The sequence below is a fragment of the Nocardia sp. CA-145437 genome, from assembly GCF_050956485.1.
Classification (GTDB): Bacteria; Actinomycetota; Actinomycetes; order Mycobacteriales; family Mycobacteriaceae; genus Nocardia.
Genome location: NZ_CP191204.1, coordinates 694,097 through 718,447 on the forward strand (window position 1 = coordinate 694,097; position 24,351 = coordinate 718,447).

The window sequence follows — 24,351 nt, forward strand, 5'->3', positions numbered from 1 at the left end:
CTTGTCGGCATCACCAATGCCGTGCGGGTGCCGGGCTTTTCCTATTCCACCAGGGCGACCGAGGCGATGCGGTGCAGGGTGAAGTGGCGGACCGCGCCGGTGACCGGGTCCAGGGCGTCGAGTTGCCCGCCGCCGACCTTGAGCGGCTCCACCACGCGCTGTGAGGCGACGCCCTGGGCGTCCACGTAGCCGATGTGGACGCGGCGGCGGGTGCGGGCGGCCAGCTGGAGCAGGTTGAGGGTGGCCTGGGTGCTGGTGCGGGAGCCGTCGGAGCGAACCGTCTGCCCGGCGCGGGCATGCGCGGCGCGCTCGCTCGCGCGCAGTTCGGCCACCAGGGATCGCAGCTGGTCGGCGCTGGGCGGGTTGGGCCGCCAGTTCGGGTGCGGGCGCTGCCGGGCGGGCAGGCGCGCGCCGCGCGGCCGCAGGTCCACGATGGCGCCCGCGGAATCCTCGCCCGCGGGGCTGAATCCGGCGGCCCGCAAGCGTTCCAGCACCTCGCCCAGCGGGGCCTGGGAGATGGCGACCGTCGGGGCGACCGCGCGCAGGGCCAGTTCCCCGGCGACCGGCGCGGCGAGTACCTCGGCGAGCAGTGTGGGATCGTCGCTGCGCAGGAAACTCTGGGCCATGCCCGCGCGCAGGCGGCCATGACGGCGGGCCACATCGTCGATCAGGTAGGTCAGCGACTGGGGGACCGGGGTGCGGGAGTGGGTGGTGAACAGGTGGTGCAGTTCCGCGGACGTGGCCCCGGCGTCCAGGGCACGGCGCACCGAGGTCTCACTGATCCGGTACACCGTGGCCGCGCCCGCCGATTCGACGTCGGCGACCACGGCGATCCGGTCCTGCAGTTCGGGCACCAGCGGGCCGGGCGCGATGACCGTCAGATCCGCCTGCACCAGCACGTGATCCACCGGTTCGGGCAGCGCGATCGCCATCTCCGATTCGGCGTCCTCCGGACTGCCGTGCAGCAGGGCGCGCCCCGCGGAGGTGACCGCGCCGCGCGCCAGCAGTCCGAGCGCCTCGGCCTCGGCGAGAGTGGCGCGCACCGCCTCCAGCCGGTAGTGGCGGCGCCGGCGCGGCTCCCGCCAGGCCAGGATGCGCCCCAGATCGGCGGCGGAAACCTCGGTGCCGGGCGGGAATTCGGCCAGCAGGCCCAGAACGGCGTGCCGGTCGCGGACCGCGTACACGGTGCGCAGCTCCGCCGAGAGCGCCGCCAGGGGTTTGTCGTTGGCGTCGCGCAGCCCGATCATCCACGGCAGCCGGTCCAGTTCCAGCCAGGCCTGCGCCAGCACCGCCCAGCGGCGCGAGGGCACCACGGCCAGCCAGGCGTCCGAGGTGGTGGTCGGCGTCCAGAAGTCGTCGGTGCCGTCGCCGTCGGGCGCGGGTTCGGGGGTGCCCTTGTCGATCAGGCGCGCGGCGGCCAGGATCTCGGCGAGCAGGCCGAGCCGGTCCTCGTCGATGCCGGTCTGCTTGGCGACCCGGCGCAACTCGCGCACCCCGAGGCCGCCCGACCGCAGCACCGGGGCGGGCGCGCGGCCCAGCACCTCCAGCACGGAGGCGCTGTGCCGCAACAGTTCCCCCACCTCGCCCGCGGCCACCGCGTTGATGTCGGCGGGGGCGTGCTTGGTGGTGTCGGGGTGCGGGGCCGCGAGCGCGTGCGGATCGGTGACCGGCTCGTTGCGCAGCACCTGCCCGACCGAGACCGGCAGCTCCACGGTCTCCTCGTCGATCCAGTTCAGCAGCCGGTGCGCCAGCAGCCGCTGCACCGGACGGTCGTCGGGGGTGCCGGGCGCGGCGTCCCGGGTGCGGCCGCGCGGGCCGGTGCTCGCCAGCTTCTCCAGCAGCGCGCGTTCCTGTGGCGTGGACGCGGCCAGGGCGGCGCTGATCTCGGGTTCGGTGAGCGCGTCCGGCAATTCGGTGGTGCTGCCCAGCGGCCAGGGCAGGGCCTCCTGCGCGGCCGGTGACACGCGCAGGGCGGTGTCGGGACCCCAGACCAGGGCGCGGGCGCGCAGCTTGGCCAGCGCGGCGTTCACGGGCGCGGCGGGCACCCGGTCCGAGAGCAGCTTGCGCAGCGTTTTGGCGGGGAGGGGAGCGCCGTGGCGGCCGTCCCCGGCCCCTTGCACCACAAGGGTTTCGATGACGGCGAAGTCGAGGGTGTTCAGTTCGTCGCCCGCGCGCAGCACCGAGGCGCGCTGTTCGGTGCGGGCGGCCAGCACGGCCATCGAGGCGGGCAGCGGGACGGCCAGGTCGGGACGCAGCTCCAGCAGCGTCACGAGTTCGTCGTCGCCGCGCTTGGAAAGCCACTCGGCCAGCGTCAGATCCGCGGATTTGGCGGATTTCGCGGGCTTGGCCGTGGCCGTGGAATCGGCGGGCGCGTCCGGGTCGCCCGTCGGGGTGGGGGTTTCGGTCACTTCACCCGATCCGTCGGGGAGTGCGGGCGCGGTTCAGCGACCGCCGCGGCCACCAGGCGGTAGACAGGGCCTGGAGTCGTACGCGGCGGTCGCCCGGGAACGAGCGCCGTCAACCGCATATCGGTCGGTACGACGGATCAGCGGTTGACGATGGTGTGCGGGTGCACGTAGGGCAGCTGCTCGACCGGCAGCGGGAACTCCATGTCCTCGCCGTAGGGGGAGAGCCCACCGGAGCGGGTCGAGGAGAGCTCGGTGACCGCGTGATCGCCGTTGGTCTCCGGCCAGCCGTTGTCCACATAGGGTTTGTTCGATTTGTTCACCACGCCGCTCATTCTGGCATGCGCACCTACCGGCCGCCCTCCCCGGCACGGTGTCTGATTGCCTCCGCTTCGCTGCGGCGTGTTCGAGGCCCTGTTACCTCGGTCTTCCCTCCTCCGCTTCGCTCCCCCGCTCCAAGCGCGGGGAGGCGGAGCGCAGTCCAGACCGAGGCGGGCCTCGAACGCGTGGGGAATCCGGCTGCGGGAACGACGAAGGCCCCCATCGTCATTGATGGGGGCCTTCGGAGGGAACAGGGGGGCTGCCTACTGGGGCAGCAGGCCCTTGTTCGCCTGGAAGAAGTTCACGACGCCCGGGTCGAGCTGGGTGCCATTGGCCTTGGTGGCGTTGAGGAAATCCAGTGCGGGCTGGGGGATCTGAATGCCCTGCTGCTGGGCGACCGCGATGGCGCGGTCCACGGCCTGGAAGACTTCCTGCGTGCCGTTGGTGGCGCCGCCGGGGCCGGCCTGCTGCGGAGCCCACTGCGGGACGTCGGACGCGGCGGGCGCGGGGGCCGTGCGCGGGGTGGCGGAGCTGGAGAGGCCGAGGCTCGAGGAGCAGGAGGGCCAAGCGCCCCAGCCCTGCGTGGCGAGTACCTTCTCGGCGACCGCGATCTGCTGTTCACGGGTGGCCTGGTTGGCGGTCGCGGCGTACTCGCCGCCGCCGTGGGCGGTCCAGGTGCCGGGGGAGAACTGCAGTCCGCCCTGGAAACCGTTGCCGGTGTTGATGCCCCAGTTACCGCCGGCTTCGCACTGTGCGAGCTTGTCCCAGTCGGAGTCGGGTGCCGCGCTGGCGTTTCCTGCCATGGCCACTCCCGCGCCGCCGAGAGCGATGCCGGTCAGGGCAACCTTGGCGACAGTGCGGCCGGTGTTGGTCGGCTTGCGATGGCGTCCACTCATTTTCGGGTCTTTCCTCTCGTACGCGCCTGCGAGACCGACTACCGGGGTCGGACTGAGAGGTCGTCCGGCCCGGCGCACTGGCTGTGCGCTATGCCTCGTCTTCGCCCCTCGTTCCAGTTGGGGGTCCGTACCCGCGGGGCGAAGTTCGGTGCGGCGGGCCGGTGGCGCCGGGCTGACCCGGCTGGTGGAGAACATTACGACGCTCGCGGCGAAAAATCACCATTTGGTAACCGTCGTGTCCGTACGGGTCATTCACCGGCGCAACGGGTTCCATCGGGCTTCTGTGCAGGTGGTCACGGCGAGTCTCGGCCGATAGGGGTCTGTCACCACTCCGTGACCGTCTCGTTATGTGATGAAGATCACAGGAATGGCCGGGTAACGAACTGGGCAATCTCAGCGCGCCCGGCGCCCCGACCACAGCGCGTAGACGATCGACAGCAGGAAGCCGAGCGGCGCGCACATGGCGAGCAGGTACAGCCACACCCCCGGCTTCGAATCGGTCAGCAGCCCGACGCCGAAGATGGCGAAGACCGCCAGCAATCCGATCGCGAACAGCCCCATGGCGATGTAGAGCAGCCAGCCCGCGGAACGGCGAGGGGCCTGCTCGGAAGAAGTGTCGGACACCTCTCGACCGTAAAACTGATGTGCTCGGGCTATTCGCACCGGGGTAGACTCGGAGTTCAGTCGCGTCCTGCATAGCTGTGTGGGGCGCGTTCTTTTGCCCGGTTGCTCCGGGCTGGAATGACGAACGGGTGAGCGCAGTGCCGACCGGCAAGGTGAAGTGGTACGACGTCGAAAAGGGCTTCGGCTTCCTGTCCCAGGATGAGGGAGAAGACGTCTATGTTCGATCGTCGGCGCTGCCCGACGGTGTCGAGGCGCTCAAGCCCGGCCAGCGTGTCGAGTTCGGTATGGCCGCGGGTCGCCGTGGCCCGCAGGCGCTTTCGCTGAAGCTCCTGGAGACCCCCACTCTGCGCGAGGAGCGCGGCGGCCGGGGTGAGCGCGGTGGCCGCGGCGGCCGCACCGACGGCGCCCCCATCGACCGCAAGTCCCCGGACGAGCTGCACGGCCTCATCGAGGACATGATCACGCTGCTGGAGACCAAGGTGCAGCCGGATCTGCGCCGTGGCAAGCACCCGGACCGCAAGACCGCCCAGCGCATCGCCGAAGTGGTGCGTGGCGTGGCGCGCGAGCTCGACCACTAGGTCGCACGCGCTCGAAACGGCAATCGGGCCCCGGTGATTCGATCACCGGGGCCCGATTCACGTTGCGGCGGACCCGGTTTCCCGCGGCCGGCCGAGCTCAGCTGAACAGCGCGGGATCGAACGCGGGGGTGTGCACCGCCCAGATGCCGCGGGAGATGACGCCTTCGTTGCCCGCCTCGTCGCGCGCCGGAATGGGCAGGTGCAACTCCATGATGGCCAGCTTCACGCCCTCGTTGGCGGGGGTCTTGATGGTCAGCGTGCGCGGCTTGTCCCACTTGGAGTCCTTGTCGCGCTCCGGCTTGCCGGACAGCTTCCACGGCTCCTTGTAGGTGAGGATCTCCGCGTCGGCCTTGTTGTTCGGCAGGCGGTAGCCGATCAGCAGCTCCCAGGGCGCGTCGACGATCTCCTTGGGCAGCGACAGCTGGATGGTGGAGCCGGGCGGCACGTCGAGGTCGGAGACCGCCTCGGTGGTGTTGCACTTGCCCATCGAGAGGCGTTCCTTGGACACCTCGAGGTCGCAGTACAGGAAGGGCTCGACCGTCACGGACTTGCCGTGCGCGTACGCGGTGATCTCGGGCTCGGACTTGTCGGTGTGGCGGGCGATGACCACGATCGCGGCGAAATAGGCCACGGCCACCACGGCTAGAACCGCCAGCAGAGCGATGATCGTGCGGGCTTTGGGTTGGCTCACCGGGTTTCCTGTCCGTTACTGGGTGGGTTCCCCGCGCCGTGCGCACCGGGAATCTCCTGCTTGGCGTGCTGGGGTCGGTTACCGCCCAAACCGGGCAGCAGCGAATGACCACGGTAGCTGACCACGGTCTGTATCAAGCCCAGCGCCATGATGACGGAGACCACGGCGAACCCCTTCCACCACATGGTCGGCATCCACAGGGTGGGCAGCAGGACGCCCAGCGCGCCGCCGAAGACCCACGCCAGCTGCAGCACGGTCTCGGAGCGGCCGAAACCGGACGCGACCGATTCCGGGGGCAGGTCGTCCTGGATGGAGGCGTCCAGTGACACCTTGGCCAGCGCGCTCGCGCCCGCCGCGATCAGCGTGGCGAGCGCCGCGCCCAGCAGGCTGTCCAGGACCGCCGCGGCGATGGCGGCGGCGACGCAGGCGACGGTGCAGATCAGCACGATCAGCTGGGGGCGGCCGAGTTTCATGCGGGCGCCTGTCGCATTGCCGGTGAAATTGCCGATGGCCGCGGCCGCGCCGACGATGCCCAGCATGGCGATCTGCTGCACGCCGTGCTTGTCGGTGGCCTTGACCACGAACGCCACATAGAAGGTGAGGAAGCCGGTCAGCACGCGCACCGTGCTGTTGCCCCACAGGCCGGTCACCACCGAACGGCCCAGCGGCTGACGGCGTTTGGTGGGCGGCACGTCCCCGGCCCGGCTCGGGTCCAGCACCTCGGTGCGGGAGTCGCCGCCGTGGTAGCCCAGGGTGGCGGGCACTTCGCCCTCGGTGTTCTCCACCCAGGCCGGGATGCGCAGGCTCAGGAACATGCCGGCGGCGGCCAGCGCGGCCGCGAACAGCAGCGCGCCGGTCGAGCCGGTCACCTTGGCGATCAGCGCCGCCACGCCGCCCGCGCACAGGGTGCCGCCGACCAGTCCGAAGACGGTGAGGCGTGAGTTGGTGCGCACCAGGTCGATTCCCGGCGGCAGCACGCGCGGGGTGACCGCGGACTTCAGCACCGAGAACGACTTGCTGAGCACCATCATGCACAGGGCCAGCGGGTACAGCGCCCAGTTGTCGATATTGAAGATGAGCAGTCCGGCCACCAGCACGCGGATCGCGAACGAACCCGCCAGCGCGATCCGGCGGCCGTGCTGCAGGCGGTCCAGCATCGGGCCGATCACCGGTGCGATGACCGCGAACGGGGCGATGGTGATCACCAGGTACAGCGCCACCTTGGTGACCGATTCCGCGGTCGCGCTGGCGAAGAACAACGTATTGGCCAGGGCCACCGCGATGGCGGCGTCGGTCGCGAAGTTCGCCATGGTGGCGTACACGAGCGCGGTGAGGCCGGACTCCTCCGCGCCGTCGGCCTTGGCGGCGCGCTGGAAGGTCGCGAAACCGCTCTGCGTCAGTTCGATGCTGCGCCGCGCCGCGACCCGGGTGACGGTCAGCTTCCGGGGCGGCTTGTGCAGCCCGCCGCTGTCGTGGGCATCGGGGGCGTCGCCGGGTGAAAGCTGCTGCGTATGAGCCGTTTCCGAGGATTCGGCGGTGGTGTCGCGGCCCACGGGTCCGGGCGCGTCGGCGGGTTTCGAGTCGTGACGCTGTGGCCCGCGCGGGTGCGAGTTCTCGGGCTCCTGGGCGTGTCCCGAGTCGGGGTCGTAGCGCACTCGCCGGGTGGTGTTGAAGTCGTGCGGCTGTTGCCAGTTCTCCGGCTCGTCCCCCGTTCCCCGGGACGGCTGGGTCTCGTAGGGCCGGGTCGGCGGGTTGTCACCGGGATCGGATGTGCCGTGGCGGCGTTGCGCCCAGCGCGAGGTCCTGGCCTCCGGTTCGCGCGGTGCGTCGCCGCCGCGGTCGCGCGCGGGTTCGCTGCGCACCCCCGAGGACGGTTCGGCGGGTCGGGTGGGTGCGCGCCGGGTGAGGAATTCCGGCACGTCGTCCTGGTCGCGCGGCGACGCGGGCCGCCGCCCGGCGCGGTTCGCGGGCGGATAGCGGTCGTACCCCGGATGCCGTTCGATCATGGGTGAGTCCTCGTCGCCCCAGCGACCGGGATCGGCACCGGGGTCACGGGGAGCAGTCACGCCCCCAATTCTTGCAGTGCCGTCGGCGTGCGGCTGCACTACCGCCGGTGTGGGACGCCACAAGTTGGAGAGACCGGTCGTTTTTGGTGGGTCAGGCGGGAACGAAGCGGACTTCGTAGGACGTGGGCCACTTCTTTCCGGTGAGCAGGAAGCGATCGGTGCCGGGCAGATGGGCGATGCCGTTGAGAACATCCGTGTCGGGGGTGCGGGCGCTGCCGGGCAGCAGGCCGGAGGCGTCGATGCTCGCCAGTACGTCACCGGTGCCGGGGTCGATGCGCAGGATGGTGTCGGTGGCCCAGGTATTGGCGTAGACGGAACCATCGGGGGCGCAATCCAGTTCGTTGAGGCGAACGTTCGCGTGGCTGGTGAGCGTGACCGTCCCGGTGACGGCGAAGGTCCGCGGATCGCGGAAGGTCAGGGTGGAAGTCCCATCGCTCATGACCACGCGATCACCGCGCGTGCACAGGCCCCAGCCCTCGCCGTCGAAGCGGGCGGTGCGGATCTCGGCCAGGGTGGCCGGGTTTCGGGCGATGGCGAGCCCGTCCTTCCAGGTGAGCTGCCAGAGCACGTCGCCGGCGCGGGTGACGCCTTCGCCGAACAGCGGGGCGGGCAGGTCGGCGCGGGCGAGTTCGGCTCCGGTGTTCAGGTCGGTGGACACCACGGACGAATGGCCGGAGATTCCGGTCCCCTCATAGAGAACCGGCCCATCGGCTTCCAATCCTTCGGTGAACGCGCCCGGGTCGTGCGGCCGTGTCGCGACCACCTCGACACGCCACTTCGGCGTGTTGTCGGTGCTGGTGCAGCCGGTGATGGTCCCGGCCAGGGCCAGGGCCGTGGACAGCGTGATCGTGGCGGCCGCTACCGGTGCACGGCGTTTGCGCTCCATACGGCAAAATGTAGGGCGTGAGCGCGGTTGGAGTTTCGGAGTCCGGTGTGCGGCCGATCCTGGCGGAGGCGGTCCAGCTGGCCCGCCGTGCGCTGCTGGATCTGGAGCCGGTCGGCGTGGGCGCGCATCTGGGCGTGACGGGCGAGGACGAATCCTCGGCCACCCATCACTTCGAGGCCACCCTGCCCGGCTATCACGGCTGGCAGTGGGCGGTCGTGGTGGCGGCCCCGCCGGAGGCGACGGTCGCGACCGTCAGCGAGTCGGCCCTGCTGCCCGGCCCGGACGCCCTGGTGGCGCCCGACTTCATCCCGTGGGACCAGCGCATCCGCCCCGGTGATCTCGCCCCCGGCGACCTGCTGGCCCCGCGGGCGAACGACCCGCGCCTGGTGCCCGGCTATGTCGCCACCGGCGACCCGGCCGTCGACGAGGTCGCGGTCGAGATCGGTCTCGGCCGCACCCGGGTGCTGTCCCGCGAGGGCCGCGAGGAGGCCGCCGACCGCTGGTTCTCCGAATTCGGTCCCGACACCGATATGGCCCGTTCCGCGCCGTCCACCTGCGGCCGCTGCGGTTTCTACGTCCCCCTCGCCGGTTCCCTGCGCGCCGCCTTCGGCGTGTGCGGCAATGCCATGGGCGCGGACGGGCGTGTCGTGCACGTGGCCTACGGCTGCGGCGCGCACTCGGACGTGGAACTGCCCACCGGCAACGGCTCCCCGCTGTACGAGGCGTACGACGACGCCGCCGTGGAATTGATCCCGCTCGCGGAGCTTCGCCCGGAAACCGCCGCGGTAGCGGAAGAATCCGGCGAATCCGGCGCGGCCGAGGGGGCGGAAAACGCTGCGGCCGAGGCTGAATCGGGCGATGCCGCCGAGCCGCAGAGCGCCGCCGAAGGCGAGTCCGCCGCGGCCGGTGAGTCGGAGACCGGTGCCGGCGACCCTGACCCCTCCGCCGACGCCGAGACCGCTCCCGCCGAGGCCGCCGACGAACAGACCGCGACCGAGTCCGCGGATGTGGCGGCCGGTGTGGTGGAAGCCGATGTCGAGGTGACCGAGGTCGCCGTCGCGGAGGACGAGCGTGCCGCCGCGGCGGGGGAGACCGAGGCCGAGCAGGCCGATCCCGGCGTGTTCGAGGCGGTCGATCCGGATGCGGTGTACGACGACGCGTGGGCGGTGACCGCGGTGTCGGTCGAACCGGAGACCGGGTCGGCGGAGTAGCGCCGAGCCCGGTCGTGACACGGCCCGGCGGCGCTGCCGGGCAGCGTGACAGCGGGGCCGATCGACCTCGGGAGCGTCGTCGCGCGGGCGATGACGGTGCTGCCGGTGCGGTCGTGACGAGGCGTGGATTTCGGTGGATCGCGCCGGATCCTGTGTAATACCCCGGATGCTTGGCCTTGGCGTGCCAACAACCGCTTTCGGGAAAGGGCGTACGGCGTGGTCTCGACCGAATTCGAGGATCCGTTCGGCACGGCGGAATTGCGCGCCGGAGTGGTGGCCGCCTGGCGCGGCTCGCCCACCCGGTTGCGGGAGGACGCCGCCACCGAGGCGGATCTGGTGCGGGCCGGCTACCGGGACCGGCTGCTGACCGAGCTGGCCCAGAACGCCGCCGACGCGGCGGTGAAGGCCGGGGTGCCCGGCCGGATCGCGGTCTGGCTGGACGGCCGCACCCTGCACATCGCCAACAGCGGTGCGCCGCTGGACGTCTCGGGCGTGCACGCGCTGACCGCCCTGCGCGCCTCCGGCAAGACCGAGAGCGCGGCCGTCGGCCGGTTCGGGGTGGGTTTCACCGCGGTGCTGACCGTGTCCGACGAGGTGGAGTTCCGTTCGACCAGCGGATCGGTGCGGTTCTCGCGGGGCGAGACCTGGGCGTTGCTCGGCGTGCAGGGCGTCGAGATCCCGGACCAGTCCGGCGATTTCGAGCCGCCCGCGCTGCGCCTGGCCTGGGCCATCGCGGAGCGGCCCGCGGACGGCTTCGACAGTGAGATCGTGCTGCGCCTGCGCGAATCGGCGGACCCGGCCGAGCTGCTCGCCGAGATGCGCGCCGAAGCTCCCGATCTGCTGCTGGAACTGCCCGCCCTGAACAACATTCGCATCGGCGACGACGAGATCGCCAGTACCCGGCGCGAACTGGCGGACCGCCTCACCGAACTCACGGTCACCGGCCCGAATTCCGATGAGCGCCTGTGGTGGCAGTACCGCACCGACCGCGCCCGCTGGCTGCTCCCGGTTCGTGACGGCCGCCCGGTCGCCGCCCGCCCGGACGTCCTGCGCGCCCCCACCCGCTCCGACGAGGAACTCTCGCTGCCCGCGGTCCTCATCGCCGACATCCCCATGCAGCCCGACCGCCGCCGCCTGCTCCCGAGCGCCCGCCCGGCCGACCTCGCGGCCGACTACGCCGCCTTCGCCCGCGCCCTGCCGCCCCGCGACCGCCTGGTGCTGGTCCCCACCCCGGGTTTCGCCCGCAGCGAGACCGACGCGGTCCTGCGCGAAGCCCTCATCGCCGAACTCCGCGACAACGAGTGGCTTCCGGTTCTCACCGTCAGCCAGGATCACGGACCCGCGCTCGCCCCCATGGATTTCGATGCGGCGCTCGCTGATTCCGCCGGTGCCGCGCGACCGGCCGCCGCCCCGGTGCTCGACGATCTCGCTGCCGGAGCTCCGGCCGCCGCATCAGTGGACAGTGCTGCCGTGGGCGGGGATACGCCCGAGGACGGGGACCAGAGCGGAGCCGCCGGGCCTGCCGGGCTCAGGGACGCTGCCGGATCTGCCCCCAAGCCGCGCGCGGCCCGGGCCGCCGAGCCCGAGACGCTGCCGCTGTGGGAGCTCCCCGAGGACGAAGCGCCTTCCGACGCTGTCGAACCCCATGACGCCATCGGCCCGCACGATGTGGTCGCCGGCTACGGCGCGGCCGAGTCCGGCGACCTGGCCGCCGCCGCGGATCTGGCCCGGGCCGCCGACCTGGCCGGGGTCGAGGACCTGACCGTGTCCACCGGCGCAGCCGAATTCGACCCCAGCGGGCTGGGGATGACTGTGGATGAATCGCGCTCGGCCGGAATTCCGGCGGCCGGGGAGGTCCGGATCGGGGTGGCCTCGCCGCGGCGGGCCGGCGTTTTCACCGGTGTGACCACGGAATTGGCGGATCTGCTGGCGGAGATGACCGGACCGCTGGTGATTCCGGAGTTGTCGGGCCGCATGTTCACGGACGCGCTCGCGGCCCTGGATGTGCATCGGATCGGCCTGGCCCGGATCGCGGAGCTGTCCGGCGGCCTGGAACGCGAACCGCAGTGGTGGTATTCGCTGTACGACGCCCTGGAGTCGTTCGCGGTGGATCCGCTGTCGGTGGAGGAGCTGGGCGCGCTGGCGGTGCCGCTGGTGGACGGACGGCTGGTGACGGGTCCGCGCACGGTGGTACTGGATGACCGTCTGGAGCAGGCGATTCCGGTGCACTGGGCGCGGTTGGCGCATCCGGAGGCGGCGCACGAGCTGCTGGGCCGCCTGGGCGCGCGTCCGGCCACGCCGGAGGATCTGCTGAACGATCCGGGCCTGCAGGCGGTGCTGGAGGACGATCCCAGCGATCCGGACACCGTGGACGCCGTGCTGGGGCTGGCCGCCCACTCTCTGGCCGCGCCGGGCGCGCTGCCGTCCTGGCTGGGTCTGATCGAATTGCCGGATGTGGCCGGCGAATTGACGCCCGCCGACGAACTGCTGCTGCCGGGTGCGCCGCTGGATCGGGTGCTGGTCGCGGATTCGCCCTTCTCCACCGTGGATTCGGCCGTCCTGGAGCGCTACGGCTCGGAGGCTTTGCGCGCCATCGGCGTCGGCTGGGGTTTCACCCTGGTCGCCGAGTCCGATCCGACCGGCCCCGATCATCACCTCGACGACGAGGAGACCTGGTGGGAGAGCCTGGTCGAGGATCCGTCCGAGCTGGTGGCGGTCCGCGACCTGGATCTGGTGGACGACGCGGAATGGCCGGAGGCCCTGCGCCTGCTGCTGTCCGAGGAGAGCACCCGCAGCCTGGTCGCGGACCGCGACGGCTACACGGCCTGGTGGCTGCGGCATCACGCGCACATCGACGGCATCCCGCTGGGCCTGCTGCGCCACCCGGACGACACCTTGTTCGCGGGCCTGCTCCCGCAGCTGCCGGGCTTCGGCGCTCAGGATCTGGCGGTGCTGCGCAGTGTCCTCGCCGATCCGGAGGTGCTGACGCCCGCGCTCGCCGAGGAGCTGCTCGACGCACTGGCCGATCCGGCGAGAGTGCCTACGCCCGAATCGATTTCGCAGACCTACCGCCGGTTGGCGGAGGCGTTGGACGCGGGCCGGCTGGACACCGAGGACCTGGTGCTGCCGGGTCAGGTGCGCGCGTTGAGCGGTGAGGTGATTCCGGCCGCCGACGCGCTGGTGCTGGATCGCCCGTGGTTCGGTCCGGCGTTGCCCGCGGATCGCCTGGTGGTCGGGGATATGGCGTGCGCGCGTCCGCTGGCCACCCTGCTGGATCTGCCGCTGGCCTCGGAGGCGGTCACGGCGGAGGTGGTGAGCACGGGTCGTGAGACCAGCTGGACCGCGGATCCGCTGGGTGTGTTGTTGCGCCTGCAGTTCGATATGCCGCTTCCGGCAGGCGATCTCGTGGTGCACGACGAGTTGCGGGTCCGGTTGACGGGCGCGTTCGAGGCCACGGTCGAGGTGGCGTGGTGGCGCGAGGGCGATGTCACCCATGTGCAAGGGCAGCCGCAGAACTTCTCGCGTCGCTGAGATCGGGTCCGGCGCGGGCGATCACGCTGCCCGCGCCGGAGGAGAAGGAGGGGGCCGGGTCAGGCCGCGTGCGCTGCCACGGTGGTGGCGAGGACGTCCAACTGGTCACGGACGGCGGCGCTGTCGTTGTCGACCAGCCAGCGCAGCACGATGCCGTCGATGGTGGCGAGGATGAAGCGGGACAGGGTGCCGACCGGAACGGTCCACTGGCAGTCGGTGGCTTCGCGCGCGTGCTCGAAGATGTCGGCGACCGTGGAGTCGTTGAAGGTGTACTGCTCGCGGGCGATGGCGAGTTTGGCGGGGGTCTGTTCCCCTTCGCGTAGCGCGTAGGTGGTGGTTTCGTAGGTGAGTAGTTGTCGTTCCGGGGTGGCTTCGATGTTGAGCCACATGAGTTCCAGGCCGGCGCGCACCAATTGCTGCAGCGCGGCTTTTCCGGTTCCGACGTCCTGCCATACGGTTTCGTTGGCGTCGACGGAATCACGCAATTCCATCGAAAGCGCCTTGACCAGCTCGGTCATCAGCTGATCTTTGTTTTCGAAACAGTAATGCACCACACCGAGGGAAACACCGGCTGCCTGCGCGACATCGCGGGTGGTAACCCCGGCCACGCCCTTTTTTTCGGCAAGGCCGATGGCTGCCTCGATAAGGTGGGCCCGTCGTTCTTCGACGCTCAATCGGGAGGACACTCCAGGGAGTTAAGCGTCCGAGGCGCGTGCAGTCAATTCGCAGGCTACACAAGTTTGCTTGGCATGCCTGTTGGTCGGATGACCAGTCGCTTCCCTGTGCTAATCCAGACCCCGTTGTGCGCCTTTATCACCCCGACGCGCACTCCGCCGCTGAATCGCGAAGATGGCGTAGCCCAACAGCCCGACGCCCAATCCCATCAGGCACACCGGCCGTGCGGTCGCCCACGCGTCGTTCAGCCACACCGCGACGGTCGCGATCAGGAAACCGATGGCGCCCACCAGGAGTACGGGACGCGGATCGGTGAAGCGCGGCGGAATCTCCGGGACGGTCGGCGGGGTCACCCCCTCAGACTAGAGGGCGCGAGCCGTTCCGGTGGCGCGCCGGGGCGCTCGGCGCTGGACCAGGCGAACAGGCGACTCCCGCGCGGGCGTTCCCGTATCGTTTGCCTCTGTGACAACGCCTTCCGACATTCGAGCGCTCGCCGGTGAACTCTCGCTGGCGGTGGTGCGCTTGACTCGGCATCTGCGAGGCCGGCGGGCCGATGCCCAGATTTCGCTGACGCAGCTGTCCGCGCTCGCCACGCTGAATCGGGAGGGCGCCATGACGCCGGGCGCGCTGGCCGCCAAGGAGCGGGTGCAGCCGCCGTCGATGACCCGGGTCATCGCCTCGCTGTCGGAAATGGATCTGGTGGAACGCAATCCGCACCCCACCGACGGGCGGCAGATCATCGTGTCGCTGTCGGACGCGGGCCGGGCCTTGATAGCGGACGAGAATCAGGCCCGCGAGGCCTGGATGACCGATCAGCTCTCGCAGCTGACGCCCGGTCAGGTCGGCGTGCTCCGCGAAGCGGTCGGCATCATGAAGCAGATCGTCGACGAGTCGGAGTAAGGGGCACCAACTCTCGGAGTCTCGGGGCTTCCCCGAAACCCCTGTCACGCCCGGTTGCCCTAGTAGCCGAAACGTCGGTCGCTGTCGACGATTTCGCGGCCCAGGGGGAACAGCGACACCGGGATCAGCTTGAGATTCGCCCAGGCGAACGGGATTCCGATGATGGTGACCGCGAGCGCGATGCTGGTCATCAGGTGCCCCAGCGCCAGCCACCACCCGGCCACCACGATCCACACGATATTGCCGAGCATGGAGCCCACGCCCGCGTCCGGCTTCTCCACGGCTTCGCGGCCGAAGGGCCAGAGTACGAAATAGGCGATCCGGAACGACGCGATTCCCCAGGGGATGGTGATGATCAGGATGCAGCAGATCAGCCCGGCGATCGCATAGCCGATGGCCATCCAGAATCCGACCAGGACTAGCCAGAGGATGTTCAGAATCAGCTGGATCGGTTTCACCTTTCCAGCATGCCAGCGCGCCCCGGCCGGGCACCACCGGGAAAACCCCGATTTCCGAGTGTGGGCACTGGCCAGTGGTAGGTGCGAACCGGCGATCTTTCCGGTTCATGAAACCCTGCTCTGCTAATGTCGCGCTATCTCTAATTTTGCCAGCTCTATCAGTTGGAACGGCATCTTGAGAAAGTGCAGGCACACTTTGAGCAAAGTCAAGCGACTATCGGTGGGTCTCACGGCCCTGGCGCTCGCCGCCACCGGCTCGCTCGTGGCGTGCAGTAGCGCCGATTCGTCCAGTTCGGATTCGATTTCCAGCTCGAAAGCCTTGGGCGACTCGCTGTCCGAATCGGAACCGGAGCCCAACCCCTATCTCGCCGCCGAGAAATTCGGCATCACCCACATCGACTCCGCGCAGAGCGACAGCTTCCCGGCAGCACCGCCGCGCGGGACGTTCCACATCGACCCGGCGGCGATGCCCCGGGTGCCCGGCGGTCCGGTCAACATCATGACCCTGGCTTCGCCGAACCCGGATTACTGGTGGGTCTCCTCCACCTCGGGCCCGCGCTACGTCGACGTCTCCGGCGGCGGCTTCAAGGAAGTCGCGTCCATGGACACGCCCGGCATCACGCCGATCCCCACCACCGCACTCGATCAGGTGCTGAACCAGCAGTACTCGGACACCGGCCAGATCGAGACCGCCATCGCCCAGGACTGGCCCGGGCAGAACTGGCAGCGGCTGATCAACGGCGTCTACGGGCTGGTGGACAAGGACAACCGCCTCTACTACATCAATCAGAACTCGGAGCTCTTCGTCTTCGGGCTGAAGGACAAGGACAAACCTGCCGACGGCATCCAGGTCGTCGCGCAGCGCGACTTGAAGCCGCTGCTCAGCACCGCCGGCACCTCGCTCGGCATCCCCGAGAACATCGTGGGCCTGAGCATGACCTACGACGGTCACCTGATCGCGCTGGCCTCCCGGGCTGTCTTCGTGTTCAACCGGGACCTGACCGGCGACGCCGTGCAGCTGCGGATCGGCGACGACGAGACCATCTCCAATTCGATGGCCGTGGATCCGGACGGTGGCCTCTACTTCGCCTCCGACAAGATCATGCGCAAGGTGGTCTGGAAGGACGGCAAGCTCTCCACCGAGGAGTCCGACGGCGCCTGGTCCTCGCCCTACGACTTCGGCCGCCAGCCCCCGGCTGTCAAGTTCGGCACCGGCACCGGCTCCACCCCGACCCTCATGGGCTTCGGCAAGGACAGTGACCAGCTGGTCGTCATCACCGACGGCGCAGACCACATGAAGCTGGTCGCCTTCTGGCGCAACAAGATTCCCGAGGGCTTCCAGCAGAAGCCGGGCGCCAAGTCGAATCGGATCGCCGATCAGATCGCGGTCACGGCCGGATTGCCCGAGCCGCTCCCGGAATTCGTGCAGTCCGAGCAGTCGGTGGTGGCGAGCGGATACGGCGCGTTCGTCGTGCAGAACATCGGCGAGGGCGGCTCTCCGGACCGGCTGGTGGACGTGCTGGCCAACGGACCGGTGGCCGCGCCCCCGCACGGTATGCAACGGTTCGAGTGGGACCCCAAGGAACACCGATGGACTTCGGTCTGGGCCCGTGGCGACGTGGTGTCGACCTCCATGGTGCCCGCGATCTCCAGTGGTGCGGGAGTGGTGTTCGTCAACGGCTACTCCAAGGCTGACGGGTGGGAGGTCACCGGCCTGGACTGGAAGACCGGGGAAACGGTGCACCGCACCATCTTCGGGCAATCCAACCTCGGCAACGGCGCGTACGCGCTGATCGAAGCCTTCCCCAACGGCGATCTGCTGTTCAACAGCGTCGGCGGCCCCTTCCGCGCGAAGATCGCCGACCGGTAGGAGCATTCGGCCTCGTCCCAGGGCCGGGTGGGAGTCAGTGGCCGGGCGGCACCCTCGGGTGCGGCCCGGCCACTGCCCGTTCCGGGCTCAGAAGAACCAGCCGACCTCGGCCTCCCGCTCGGCGGTGAATGCCTCGTCGAAGGCCCGCAGCACCGCCGCGTCCTTGGCCTGGATCCGGTTGGCGGCGGCGTAGACCCGGGCCCGGTAGACACCGAAGTAGAGGCTGCCGAGCACGTCGATGCCGAGCTCCAGATCCGGGCCGCGGTCGGTGGGCGCGCATTCGGCGATCCCGTCGCGCACCCGCAGTGCGAAGGTGCCGCCCGCGTCGCGGAACGGATCGTCCACGGCCAGCACCACATCCAGGTCCCGCTGATACGTGCGCGCGGTCAGCGCGGCGGGCACGTCCATGAGGCGGGTCCACAGCGTGTCGTGGCGGCCGACGACCTCGATCAGGCGCGGATCGGTGACCAGGAAGGGGAGCGGATCCCCGTCGTAGGTGCTGGCCTTGATGTCGTGCACCAGGTCCATGCTCAACAGCACCCGCCACAGCGCGATATGGGCTTCCGGTGTGACGGTACGCATTTCGCGGACCGTGGCGGTGTTCTTGTAGTCGTGCCAGGAGCGGCGCAGGATGGCGTACCCGTCCGGGTGGATCAGGAAGAACTGCGGCGCGCCGTCCTCGTTCTGCACCGATTCCGCGAAGATCCGCTGCCGCCATCGGGCTTCGGGGCGCACCTGCGCACCGGGCGTGAGTCGTCGCCAGCGGTCGTAGATCTCGGGCAGGGCCTGCTCGGCCTCGGCCAGGGACGCGACCCGCACGCCGCCGGGATCCGGTGTGGTGGTGCGGAATTCGGCGGTGCGTCCGCGAATCGAGAGGTCGATCTCCTGGATCGAGGGCCCGTAGCCGAAGCGGCCGTAGATGCCGCCCTCGCTGACGGTGAAGATGGTGAGCGGCAGGCCCTCGGCCTCGATGCGCTCGTGCAGCGCGGTGTAGAGCGCCCGCAGAATGCCGCGCCGCCGATGCGTGGGCGCGACCGCGACGCCGGTGACGCCACTGGCCTCGACGGTGCGCGGACCCGGCACCGTGACGGTCATGACGCGGTCGTTGACGTGCCCGACGAGACGATCGCCGTCGACGGCGACCAGGGCTCGTTCGGTGGGGAAGACCTGCGGCCCGAACTCGATGTCCGCCGGACCGCCACGCATGCCGAAGCCCATGTCCATCAGCTGGACCAGCTCCGGCCGTTCCTCAGCTCGTGCCGAACGCACGGTAATGCCATTCGTCGATGCCATTCCCCGAAGATCCCAGGATTTCCGGTTCCCCGCATCCGATTTCTTCGGGGGCCAGCTGCCGCCCCCGCCGCGGCAGCTGACCCCCGTGAGAACAAGAGTGCCGCCCCGCGCCAGCGAGATCCTTAACAAGTCCTTGTCAACGACAGGTCATCGGCAACGAGAAATCCCCGCCGCCACGATGGGGGACGACGGGGATTTCCCGGGAAAAGCGTTCGGGCACAGGACCCGAGGGATCAACGGCCGTTGATCTCCACGTAGTCGCGCTCGCCGTAGCCGGTGTAGATCTGGCGCGGACGGCCGATCTTCAGCGGCTCGCGGTGCATCTCGCGCCAGTGCGCGATCCAGCCCGGCAGGCGGCCCATGGCGAACAGCACGGTGAACATGCGGGTCGGGAAGCCCATGGCCCGGTAGATGACGCCGGTGTAGAAGTCGACGTTCGGGTACAGGCGACGCTCGATGAAGTACTCATCGGTCAGCGCCGCCTCTTCGAGGGCCTTGGCGATGTCGAGCAGCTGGTCGTCGCCGCCGATCTTGGACAGGATGTTGTCCGCGACCTGCTTGACCAGCGTCGCGCGCGGGTCGTAGTTGCGGTAGACGCGGTGCCCGAAGCCCATGAGCTTCACGCCGTCTTCCTTGTTCTTGACCTTGCGGACGAACTCCTTGACGTCACCGCCCTGAGCCTTGATGTCGTCCAGCATCTCCAGCACGGCCTGGTTGGCGCCGCCGTGCAGCGGGCCCCACAGCGCGTTGATGCCGCCGGAGACGGAGGTGAACAGGTTGGCGTCCGACGAACCCACCAGGCGCACGGTCGACGTCGAGCAGTTCTGCTCGTGGTCGGCGTGCAGGATGAGCAGCATGTCGAGCGCCGCGGCGATCTCCGGGTCGACCTCGTAGGGCTCGGCCGGGAAGCCGAAGGTCATCCGCAGGAAGTTCTCGACCAGGGACAGCGAGTTGTCCGGGTAGAGGAACGGCTGGCCGACCGACTTCTTGTACGCGTAGGCCGCGATCGTCGGCAGCTTGGCGAGTAGTCGGATGGTGGACAGCTCGACCTGCTCCGGGTCACGCGGGTCCAGCGAGTCCTGGTAGTACGCCGACAGCGCGTTGACCGCGGAGGACAGCACCGGCATCGGGTGCGCGTTGCGCGGGAAGCCGTCGAAGAACCGCTTCAGGTCCTCGTGCAGCAGGGTGTGCCGGCGGATCCGGTCGGTGAAGTCGTCGAGCTGGGCCTGGGTCGGCAGCTCGCCGTAGATGAGCAGGTAGCTGACCTCGATGAAGGTCGACTTGCCCGCCAGCTGCTCGATCGGGATCCCGCGGTAGCGCAGGATGCCCGCCTCACCGTCGATGTAGGTGATGGCCGACTTGGTCGACGCGGTGTTCATGAAGCCGGGGTCGTAGGTGACGTACCCGGTGCTGGCGAGCAGCTTGCCCAGGTCGATCCCGTCATTGCCCTCGACAGCCTTGGCGACGGTCATCGGGTACTCGCCGCCCGGGTATTGCAGTACCGGCTTGGCGTCGTCGTCGACGTTGATGATGTTCTCAGCGGGCACGGAAGGATCCCTCTCAGGCTTGAAACCGTAGGCATCGACGCGGGTGACACACGATGCGCTTGTACTCAACGCTAGCCGCTGTCCACTACGCCCGAGTAATGAGGGTGTCCCTTGACTACCTCACAGTCACGTCGTTCGCAGGTGAGGCGAGCGGCGGTCATGTGCTATGCGCATGAACACCGGACCTCAGGCGACCGGCACCTCCGAATGGGCACGTGCCACCCGGTAACGCACGAACGCGGGAAATGCCACGACGGCCAGCATCATGCCGACCACGACGAGCACGCCTCCGCCCGCGGCGGCCGCCGCGGTACCCACCGCCGCTGCCGCGAAACCGTGCGCAACATCACCGATGCGCGGTCCACCCGCCACGACAACGATGAACACGCCCTGCAGTCGCCCGCGCATCTCATCGGTCGCCACCGACTGCAGCATGGTGGTGCGCAAGGCCGCCGAGAACATGTCGACCGCGCCGCCGAAGGCCAGGCAGGCCAGCGCGATCCAGAGCGCCAGGGTCATGCTCAGCCCGTGCCCGACCAGGCCCACGGCCAGGCCGAACCCGACCATGCCCAGACCCCACAGCACGATGCAGACCACCACGGCCAGGCCTTGCCGCCGCACCCGTGACAGCCAGCCGGAGAACACCCCGCCCAGCACCGCGCCCACCGACATGGCCGCGAACAACAGCCCCAGAGCCGTTCCGCCCGAAGCGGAATCGCCGAAGCTGTCCTGGGCGATCTGCGGGAACAGGGCGCGCGGCATACCGAACACCATGGCCACCACGTCCACCGCGAAGGAGGCCAGCAGGATGCGCTGGGTGGCCAAATAGGCGAAGCCGTCGAACACCTCACGAAGCCCGGCCCGGCGGGCTTCGCCGTGCGGCGGGATGGGCGGCAGCTTCCAGGTGGCCCACAGCGTGGCCAGCAGCGCGATGGCGTCCAGCAGGTACAGCGTGGACAGGCCCGCGAGCGGAATCAGCATGCCCGCCAGCACCGGTCCGGCGATCGCCCCGAACTGCATGACCGTCATGCTCAGCGAGTTCGCCGCGGGCAGCTGCTCGGACGGCAGCAGGCGCGGGTAGATCGCGCTGCGGGCGGGCTGGTTCATGGCGAAGAACGCCTGCTGCGCCGCGAACAGGATCAGCACCAGCCACACGTTGTTCAGTCCGGCCGCGGCCTGCGCCCAGAACGCGAGCGCGGTCAGGCCGGTGCCGGCGGAGGTGACGAGCAGCATCTTGCGGCGATCCATGGCGTCGGCGAGCGCGCCGCCCCAGAGCCCGAACACGATGAGCGGGATCAGGCCGAACAGTCCGGCCAGGCCGACGTAGGAGGAACTGTGGGTGATGTCGTAGAGCTGTTTGGGGACGGCTACGACGGACAGCTGCGCGCCGATCACGGTGACGATGCCGGTGGTCCAGAGCCTCCGGTAGTCGGGATTCCGTAATGGAGTTATGTCGGCGAGCAGCTTCACCGACTTATTTTGGACCGATCATCCCATCATTTGAACGTGAGATATCCAACTCTTTCGGGGCCTTGCCCGCGGCATCAGGGTTGGAGGGCCCGGGGCATCAGGGTTGGAGGCGTTCGACTTTCATGGCCGACACGTCCGAATTGCCCGGTTCTACGGTCACCCGGATGCGGTTGTGCATACGGCTGCGGCGTCCCTGCCAGAACTCGACCGTCTCCGGCCGGATCTGGAACCCGCCCCAGAACGGCGGCACCGGAATGTCGTCCACCTCGGCGAACCGGGCCTCGGTCGCGGCCATGCGCTCATCCAGTTCGGCGCGCGAGGCGATGGTCCGCGACTGCTCCGAGGCCCACGCCCCCAGACGCGAGCCGCGCGGACGGGACTGCCAGTACACCTCGGTGGCCTCGGCGGGCACCCGCCGCACCGGGCCGCGCACCGTCACCTGCCGCCCCATCGCCTGCCAGACGAATGTGGCCGACGCGTACGGGGTTCGGGTCAGCTGACGGCCCTTGAACGAGTCGTAATTCGTGTAGAAAGTCACACCCTCGGGAGAAAGCCCCTTGCACAACACGGTTCGCGAGGACGGCCGCGGACCGCTCTCGGCGATCTCCACGGTGCTCAGCACCATCGAGTTGGGGTCGGTCAAGCCCGCGCTGGTGGCATCCTCGATCCAATTGCGCAGCAACGGCTCCCAGCCCTCGGCCAGCCAGGTCTCGTCCAGGTCGGTGTCGCGGCGGGGATGGTTGTCGCCCTGATCGACCCCGTACTCGACGCGCAAGGCCGCGATATCGATGTCCACCGGGACTTCGTGCGCCATCGGCCCGGTGGCCAATTTCTCCTGGTCAACCATGGGCCAGACGTTACTCCGGAGTAATGCGGGGGTTAAGCTCCAGGTGATCGGCGTGGCTGCTCAGGGATCGGGCAGTCCGACATGCAAGGAGAGTCACAACATGACTGCCAGCGCTGCGGTACCCAATGTCGTCCCCGACGGCTTCGTGAGCGGTCTCGAAGGCGTGGTGGCCTTCACCACCGATATCGCCGAACCGGACAAGGACGGCGGTGCGCTCCGGTACCGCGGCGTCGACATCGAGGACCTGGTCGGCAACCGGGTCACCTTCGGTGACGTCTGGGCCTTGCTCGTGGACGGCGAATTCGGCCGCGGCCTACCGCCCGCCGAACCGTTCCCGCTCCCCATCCACACCGGCGACGTCCGCGTCGACGTGCAGGCCGGTCTGGCCATGCTGGCCCCGATCTGGGGTTACGAGCCGCTGCTCGACATCGACGACGACACCGCCCGCGAGAACCTCGCCCGGGCCTCGGTCATGGCGCTGTCCTACGTCGCCCAGTCGGCGCGCGGCATCTACCAGCCCGCCGTGCCGCAGTCGAAGATCGACGAATCGGCCACCATTACCGAGCGGTTCATGACCCGCTGGAAGGGTGACCCGGACCCGCGCCACATCGAGGCCATCGACGCCTACTGGGTGTCCGCGGCGGAGCACGGCATGAACGCCTCCACCTTCACCGCCCGCGTCATCGCCTCCACCGGCGCCGACGTGGCGGCCTCGCTGTCCGGCGCCATCGGCGCCATGTCCGGCCCGCTGCACGGCGGCGCCCCGGCCCGCGTGCTCCCGATGATCGAGGCCGTCGAGAAGTCCGGCGACGCACGGGCTCTGGTCAAGGGCATCCTGGACCGCAAGGAAAAGCTGATGGGCTTCGGCCACCGCGTCTACCGCGCCGAGGACCCGCGCGCCCGCGTGCTGCGCGCTACCGCCCAGCGCCTGGACGCCCCGCGCTTCGAGGTCGCCGCCGCACTGGAGCAGGCCGCCCTGGCCGAGCTGCGCGAGCGTCGCCCCGACCGCGCCATCGAGACCAACGTCGAGTTCTGGGCCGCCGTGATCCTGGACTTCGCCGAGGTCCCGGCGCACATGATGCCCGCCATGTTCACCTGTGGCCGCACCGCCGGCTGGTGTGCCCACATCCTGGAGCAGAAGCAGCTCGGCAAGCTGGTCCGCCCGGCCGCCATCTACACCGGCCCGGCCCCGCGCAAGCCGGAGACCGTCACCGGTTGGAACCTGGTGTCGCACAACTAGAGTGCGCTGAACGAACAATGGCCCGCGGCGAGGATTCGCTGCGGGCCATTGCTTGTCGTCCTACGCCTTGACGACGATCGTCCCCATGATCTTGTCGCCGAGGGTCTGCTTCTTCTCGTCCCACAGCGGCCACAGCCAGCCCAGGTAGCAGCAGAGGGTGTTCACCATCTCGGCGAAGTAGCGCACGATGGCCATGCCGAATCCGACCGGCTGGCCGGTCGATTCCTTGAGCAACCGGATGCCCACCACACGCTTGCCGAGTGTCTGGCCGGTGGTGCCCTCCTGGTAGGCCATGAACAGCCCGGCCCCGATCAGCGCCACGAGCCCGATCAGCACGCAGATGAAGCCCAGGGCGTTCATGGTGCCCGTGTCGCAGTAGGTCGAGTAGCGGGTGGTCGTGCAGTTGGGCTCCGAGGTGCCCGCGGTGTTCGCGATGACGTCGAGCAGGATGAAGGGGCCCATCACGACCAGGGTGTCTACCAGGCGGGCGCCCACTCGCGCGCCCCAGCTCGCGTAATTCGCTCCGAACCCCCCGAACGGAGCGTAACCGGGCTGGGGTGCGCCGTAAGCGGGTTGCGGTGCGCCATAAGGAGATTGGGGAGCCCCGTACGCGGGCTGCGGGGCGCCGTAGCCGGGCTGCTGCGGAGCGCCGTATCCGGGTTGCGGTGCGCCGTAGGGCGACTGGGGCGCGCCGTAGCCGGGCGGCGGGGCCGCGTAACCGGGCTGGGGCGCGCCGTAGCCCGGGGCGGGCTGATCGGCGGGCGGGTAGCCGTACCCCGGCTGCTGTTGCGGGTACGGGTTGTTCGGGTAAGTCAATGCGCTTCCTTGCAAAAGGGTCGTTT

At 69.6% G+C, this 24,351-nt stretch carries 21 protein-coding genes; 6 read left to right on the forward strand and 15 right to left on the reverse strand.

The genetic code is table 11. The annotated features are described in order from the left end of the window. Nucleotides 1-41: 41 nt before the first annotated feature. From ACQPYY_RS03245 to ACQPYY_RS03260, 4 genes are all read right to left on the reverse strand, one after another. Nucleotides 42-2,315, reverse strand: coding sequence for a helicase-associated domain-containing protein (locus ACQPYY_RS03245; protein ID WP_433594555.1), 2,274 nt, complete (start codon nt 2,313-2,315; stop codon nt 42-44). A 230-nt stretch (nt 2,316-2,545) separates the two neighbouring features. Then, nucleotides 2,546-2,740, reverse strand: a complete 195-nt coding sequence (locus ACQPYY_RS03250) for a hypothetical protein (RefSeq protein ID WP_379105784.1) — start codon at nt 2,738-2,740, stop codon at nt 2,546-2,548. A gap of 249 nt (nt 2,741-2,989) precedes the next feature. Further along, nucleotides 2,990-3,622 (reverse strand): transglycosylase family protein, encoded by a 633-nt coding sequence (locus ACQPYY_RS03255; RefSeq protein WP_379105782.1) that lies wholly within the window; start codon nt 3,620-3,622, stop codon nt 2,990-2,992. A 393-nt stretch (nt 3,623-4,015) separates the two neighbouring features. Then, nucleotides 4,016-4,246, reverse strand: coding sequence for a hypothetical protein (locus ACQPYY_RS03260; protein WP_433592703.1), 231 nt, complete (start codon nt 4,244-4,246; stop codon nt 4,016-4,018). 137 nt (nt 4,247-4,383) lie between these two features. On the opposite strand from ACQPYY_RS03260, the gene ACQPYY_RS03265 reads away from it, so the two are divergent. Next, nucleotides 4,384-4,824, forward strand: coding sequence for a cold-shock protein (locus ACQPYY_RS03265; RefSeq protein ID WP_379106240.1), 441 nt, complete (start codon nt 4,384-4,386; stop codon nt 4,822-4,824). Between the two features lie 97 nt (nt 4,825-4,921). Here the strand turns inward: ACQPYY_RS03265 and ACQPYY_RS03270 are convergent, their stop codons facing one another. The 3 genes from ACQPYY_RS03270 to ACQPYY_RS03280 form a co-directional block, all read right to left on the reverse strand. Next, entirely contained in the window at nt 4,922-5,515 is a 594-nt protein-coding gene (locus ACQPYY_RS03270; RefSeq protein ID WP_379105778.1) for a DUF2771 family protein, read from the reverse strand. Then, complete coding sequence (locus tag ACQPYY_RS03275; protein WP_433592704.1) at nt 5,512-7,581, reverse strand: MFS transporter; 2,070 nt, start codon at nt 7,579-7,581, stop codon at nt 5,512-5,514. The genes ACQPYY_RS03270 and ACQPYY_RS03275 overlap by 4 nt, the downstream gene beginning before the upstream one ends. Nucleotides 7,582-7,672: 91 nt before the next feature. Beyond that, entirely contained in the window at nt 7,673-8,467 is a 795-nt protein-coding gene (locus ACQPYY_RS03280; protein ID WP_433592705.1) for a glutaminyl-peptide cyclotransferase, read from the reverse strand. A 17-nt stretch (nt 8,468-8,484) separates the two neighbouring features. Here ACQPYY_RS03280 and ACQPYY_RS03285 point away from each other — a divergent pair, with 17 nt between their 5' ends. Beyond that, nucleotides 8,485-9,678, forward strand: coding sequence for a DUF3027 domain-containing protein (locus tag ACQPYY_RS03285; protein ID WP_433592706.1), 1,194 nt, complete (start codon nt 8,485-8,487; stop codon nt 9,676-9,678). A gap of 216 nt (nt 9,679-9,894) precedes the next feature. Continuing rightward, the gene (locus tag ACQPYY_RS03290) at nt 9,895-13,209 is read left to right on the forward strand and encodes a sacsin N-terminal ATP-binding-like domain-containing protein (protein WP_433592707.1); all 3,315 of its coding nucleotides are present in this window, start codon (nt 9,895-9,897) and stop codon (nt 13,207-13,209) included. Nucleotides 13,210-13,268: 59 nt separating this feature from the next. Here ACQPYY_RS03290 and ACQPYY_RS03295 read toward each other — a convergent pair whose 3' ends face one another. Together ACQPYY_RS03295 and ACQPYY_RS03300 are read right to left on the reverse strand one after the other, a co-directional pair. Further along, nucleotides 13,269-13,883, reverse strand: a complete 615-nt coding sequence (locus ACQPYY_RS03295; RefSeq protein ID WP_433592708.1) for a TetR/AcrR family transcriptional regulator — start codon at nt 13,881-13,883, stop codon at nt 13,269-13,271. A gap of 111 nt (nt 13,884-13,994) precedes the next feature. Next, complete coding sequence (locus ACQPYY_RS03300) at nt 13,995-14,237, reverse strand: DUF2530 domain-containing protein (protein WP_379105768.1); 243 nt, start codon at nt 14,235-14,237, stop codon at nt 13,995-13,997. Between the two features lie 109 nt (nt 14,238-14,346). On the opposite strand from ACQPYY_RS03300, the gene ACQPYY_RS03305 reads away from it, so the two are divergent. After that, nucleotides 14,347-14,784 (forward strand): MarR family winged helix-turn-helix transcriptional regulator, encoded by a 438-nt coding sequence (locus tag ACQPYY_RS03305; protein WP_357282564.1) that lies wholly within the window; start codon nt 14,347-14,349, stop codon nt 14,782-14,784. A 59-nt stretch (nt 14,785-14,843) separates the two neighbouring features. Here the strand turns inward: ACQPYY_RS03305 and ACQPYY_RS03310 are convergent, their stop codons facing one another. Next, nucleotides 14,844-15,233, reverse strand: coding sequence for a YccF domain-containing protein (locus ACQPYY_RS03310; protein WP_433594556.1), 390 nt, complete (start codon nt 15,231-15,233; stop codon nt 14,844-14,846). A gap of 205 nt (nt 15,234-15,438) precedes the next feature. Between ACQPYY_RS03310 and ACQPYY_RS03315 the strand changes: the two genes are divergently transcribed. Then, nucleotides 15,439-17,112, forward strand: coding sequence for a hypothetical protein (locus tag ACQPYY_RS03315; RefSeq protein ID WP_433592709.1), 1,674 nt, complete (start codon nt 15,439-15,441; stop codon nt 17,110-17,112). An 87-nt stretch (nt 17,113-17,199) separates the two neighbouring features. Here the strand turns inward: ACQPYY_RS03315 and ACQPYY_RS03320 are convergent, their stop codons facing one another. The 4 genes from ACQPYY_RS03320 to pdxH form a co-directional block, all read right to left on the reverse strand. Further along, nucleotides 17,200-18,405 (reverse strand): GNAT family N-acetyltransferase, encoded by a 1,206-nt coding sequence (locus tag ACQPYY_RS03320; RefSeq protein ID WP_433592710.1) that lies wholly within the window; start codon nt 18,403-18,405, stop codon nt 17,200-17,202. Nucleotides 18,406-18,638: 233 nt separating this feature from the next. Further along, a complete protein-coding gene (locus tag ACQPYY_RS03325) occupies nt 18,639-19,952 on the reverse strand; it encodes a citrate synthase (RefSeq protein ID WP_357282557.1) in 1,314 nt (437 codons plus the stop codon). Nucleotides 19,953-20,138: 186 nt separating this feature from the next. Further along, nucleotides 20,139-21,422 (reverse strand): MFS transporter, encoded by a 1,284-nt coding sequence (locus ACQPYY_RS03330; RefSeq protein ID WP_379105758.1) that lies wholly within the window; start codon nt 21,420-21,422, stop codon nt 20,139-20,141. A gap of 97 nt (nt 21,423-21,519) precedes the next feature. Beyond that, entirely contained in the window at nt 21,520-22,269 is a 750-nt protein-coding gene (pdxH, locus tag ACQPYY_RS03335) for a pyridoxamine 5'-phosphate oxidase (RefSeq protein WP_433592711.1), read from the reverse strand. Between the two features lie 100 nt (nt 22,270-22,369). On the opposite strand from pdxH, the gene ACQPYY_RS03340 reads away from it, so the two are divergent. Then, nucleotides 22,370-23,509 (forward strand): citrate synthase 2, encoded by a 1,140-nt coding sequence (locus ACQPYY_RS03340; protein ID WP_433592712.1) that lies wholly within the window; start codon nt 22,370-22,372, stop codon nt 23,507-23,509. A 60-nt stretch (nt 23,510-23,569) separates the two neighbouring features. Here ACQPYY_RS03340 and ACQPYY_RS03345 read toward each other — a convergent pair whose 3' ends face one another. Next, nucleotides 23,570-24,325 carry an RDD family protein gene (locus ACQPYY_RS03345; RefSeq protein ID WP_433592713.1) on the reverse strand — a complete coding sequence of 252 codons (756 nt, stop codon included), beginning with the start codon at nt 24,323-24,325 and terminating at the stop codon, nt 23,570-23,572. Nucleotides 24,326-24,351 lie beyond the last annotated feature (26 nt).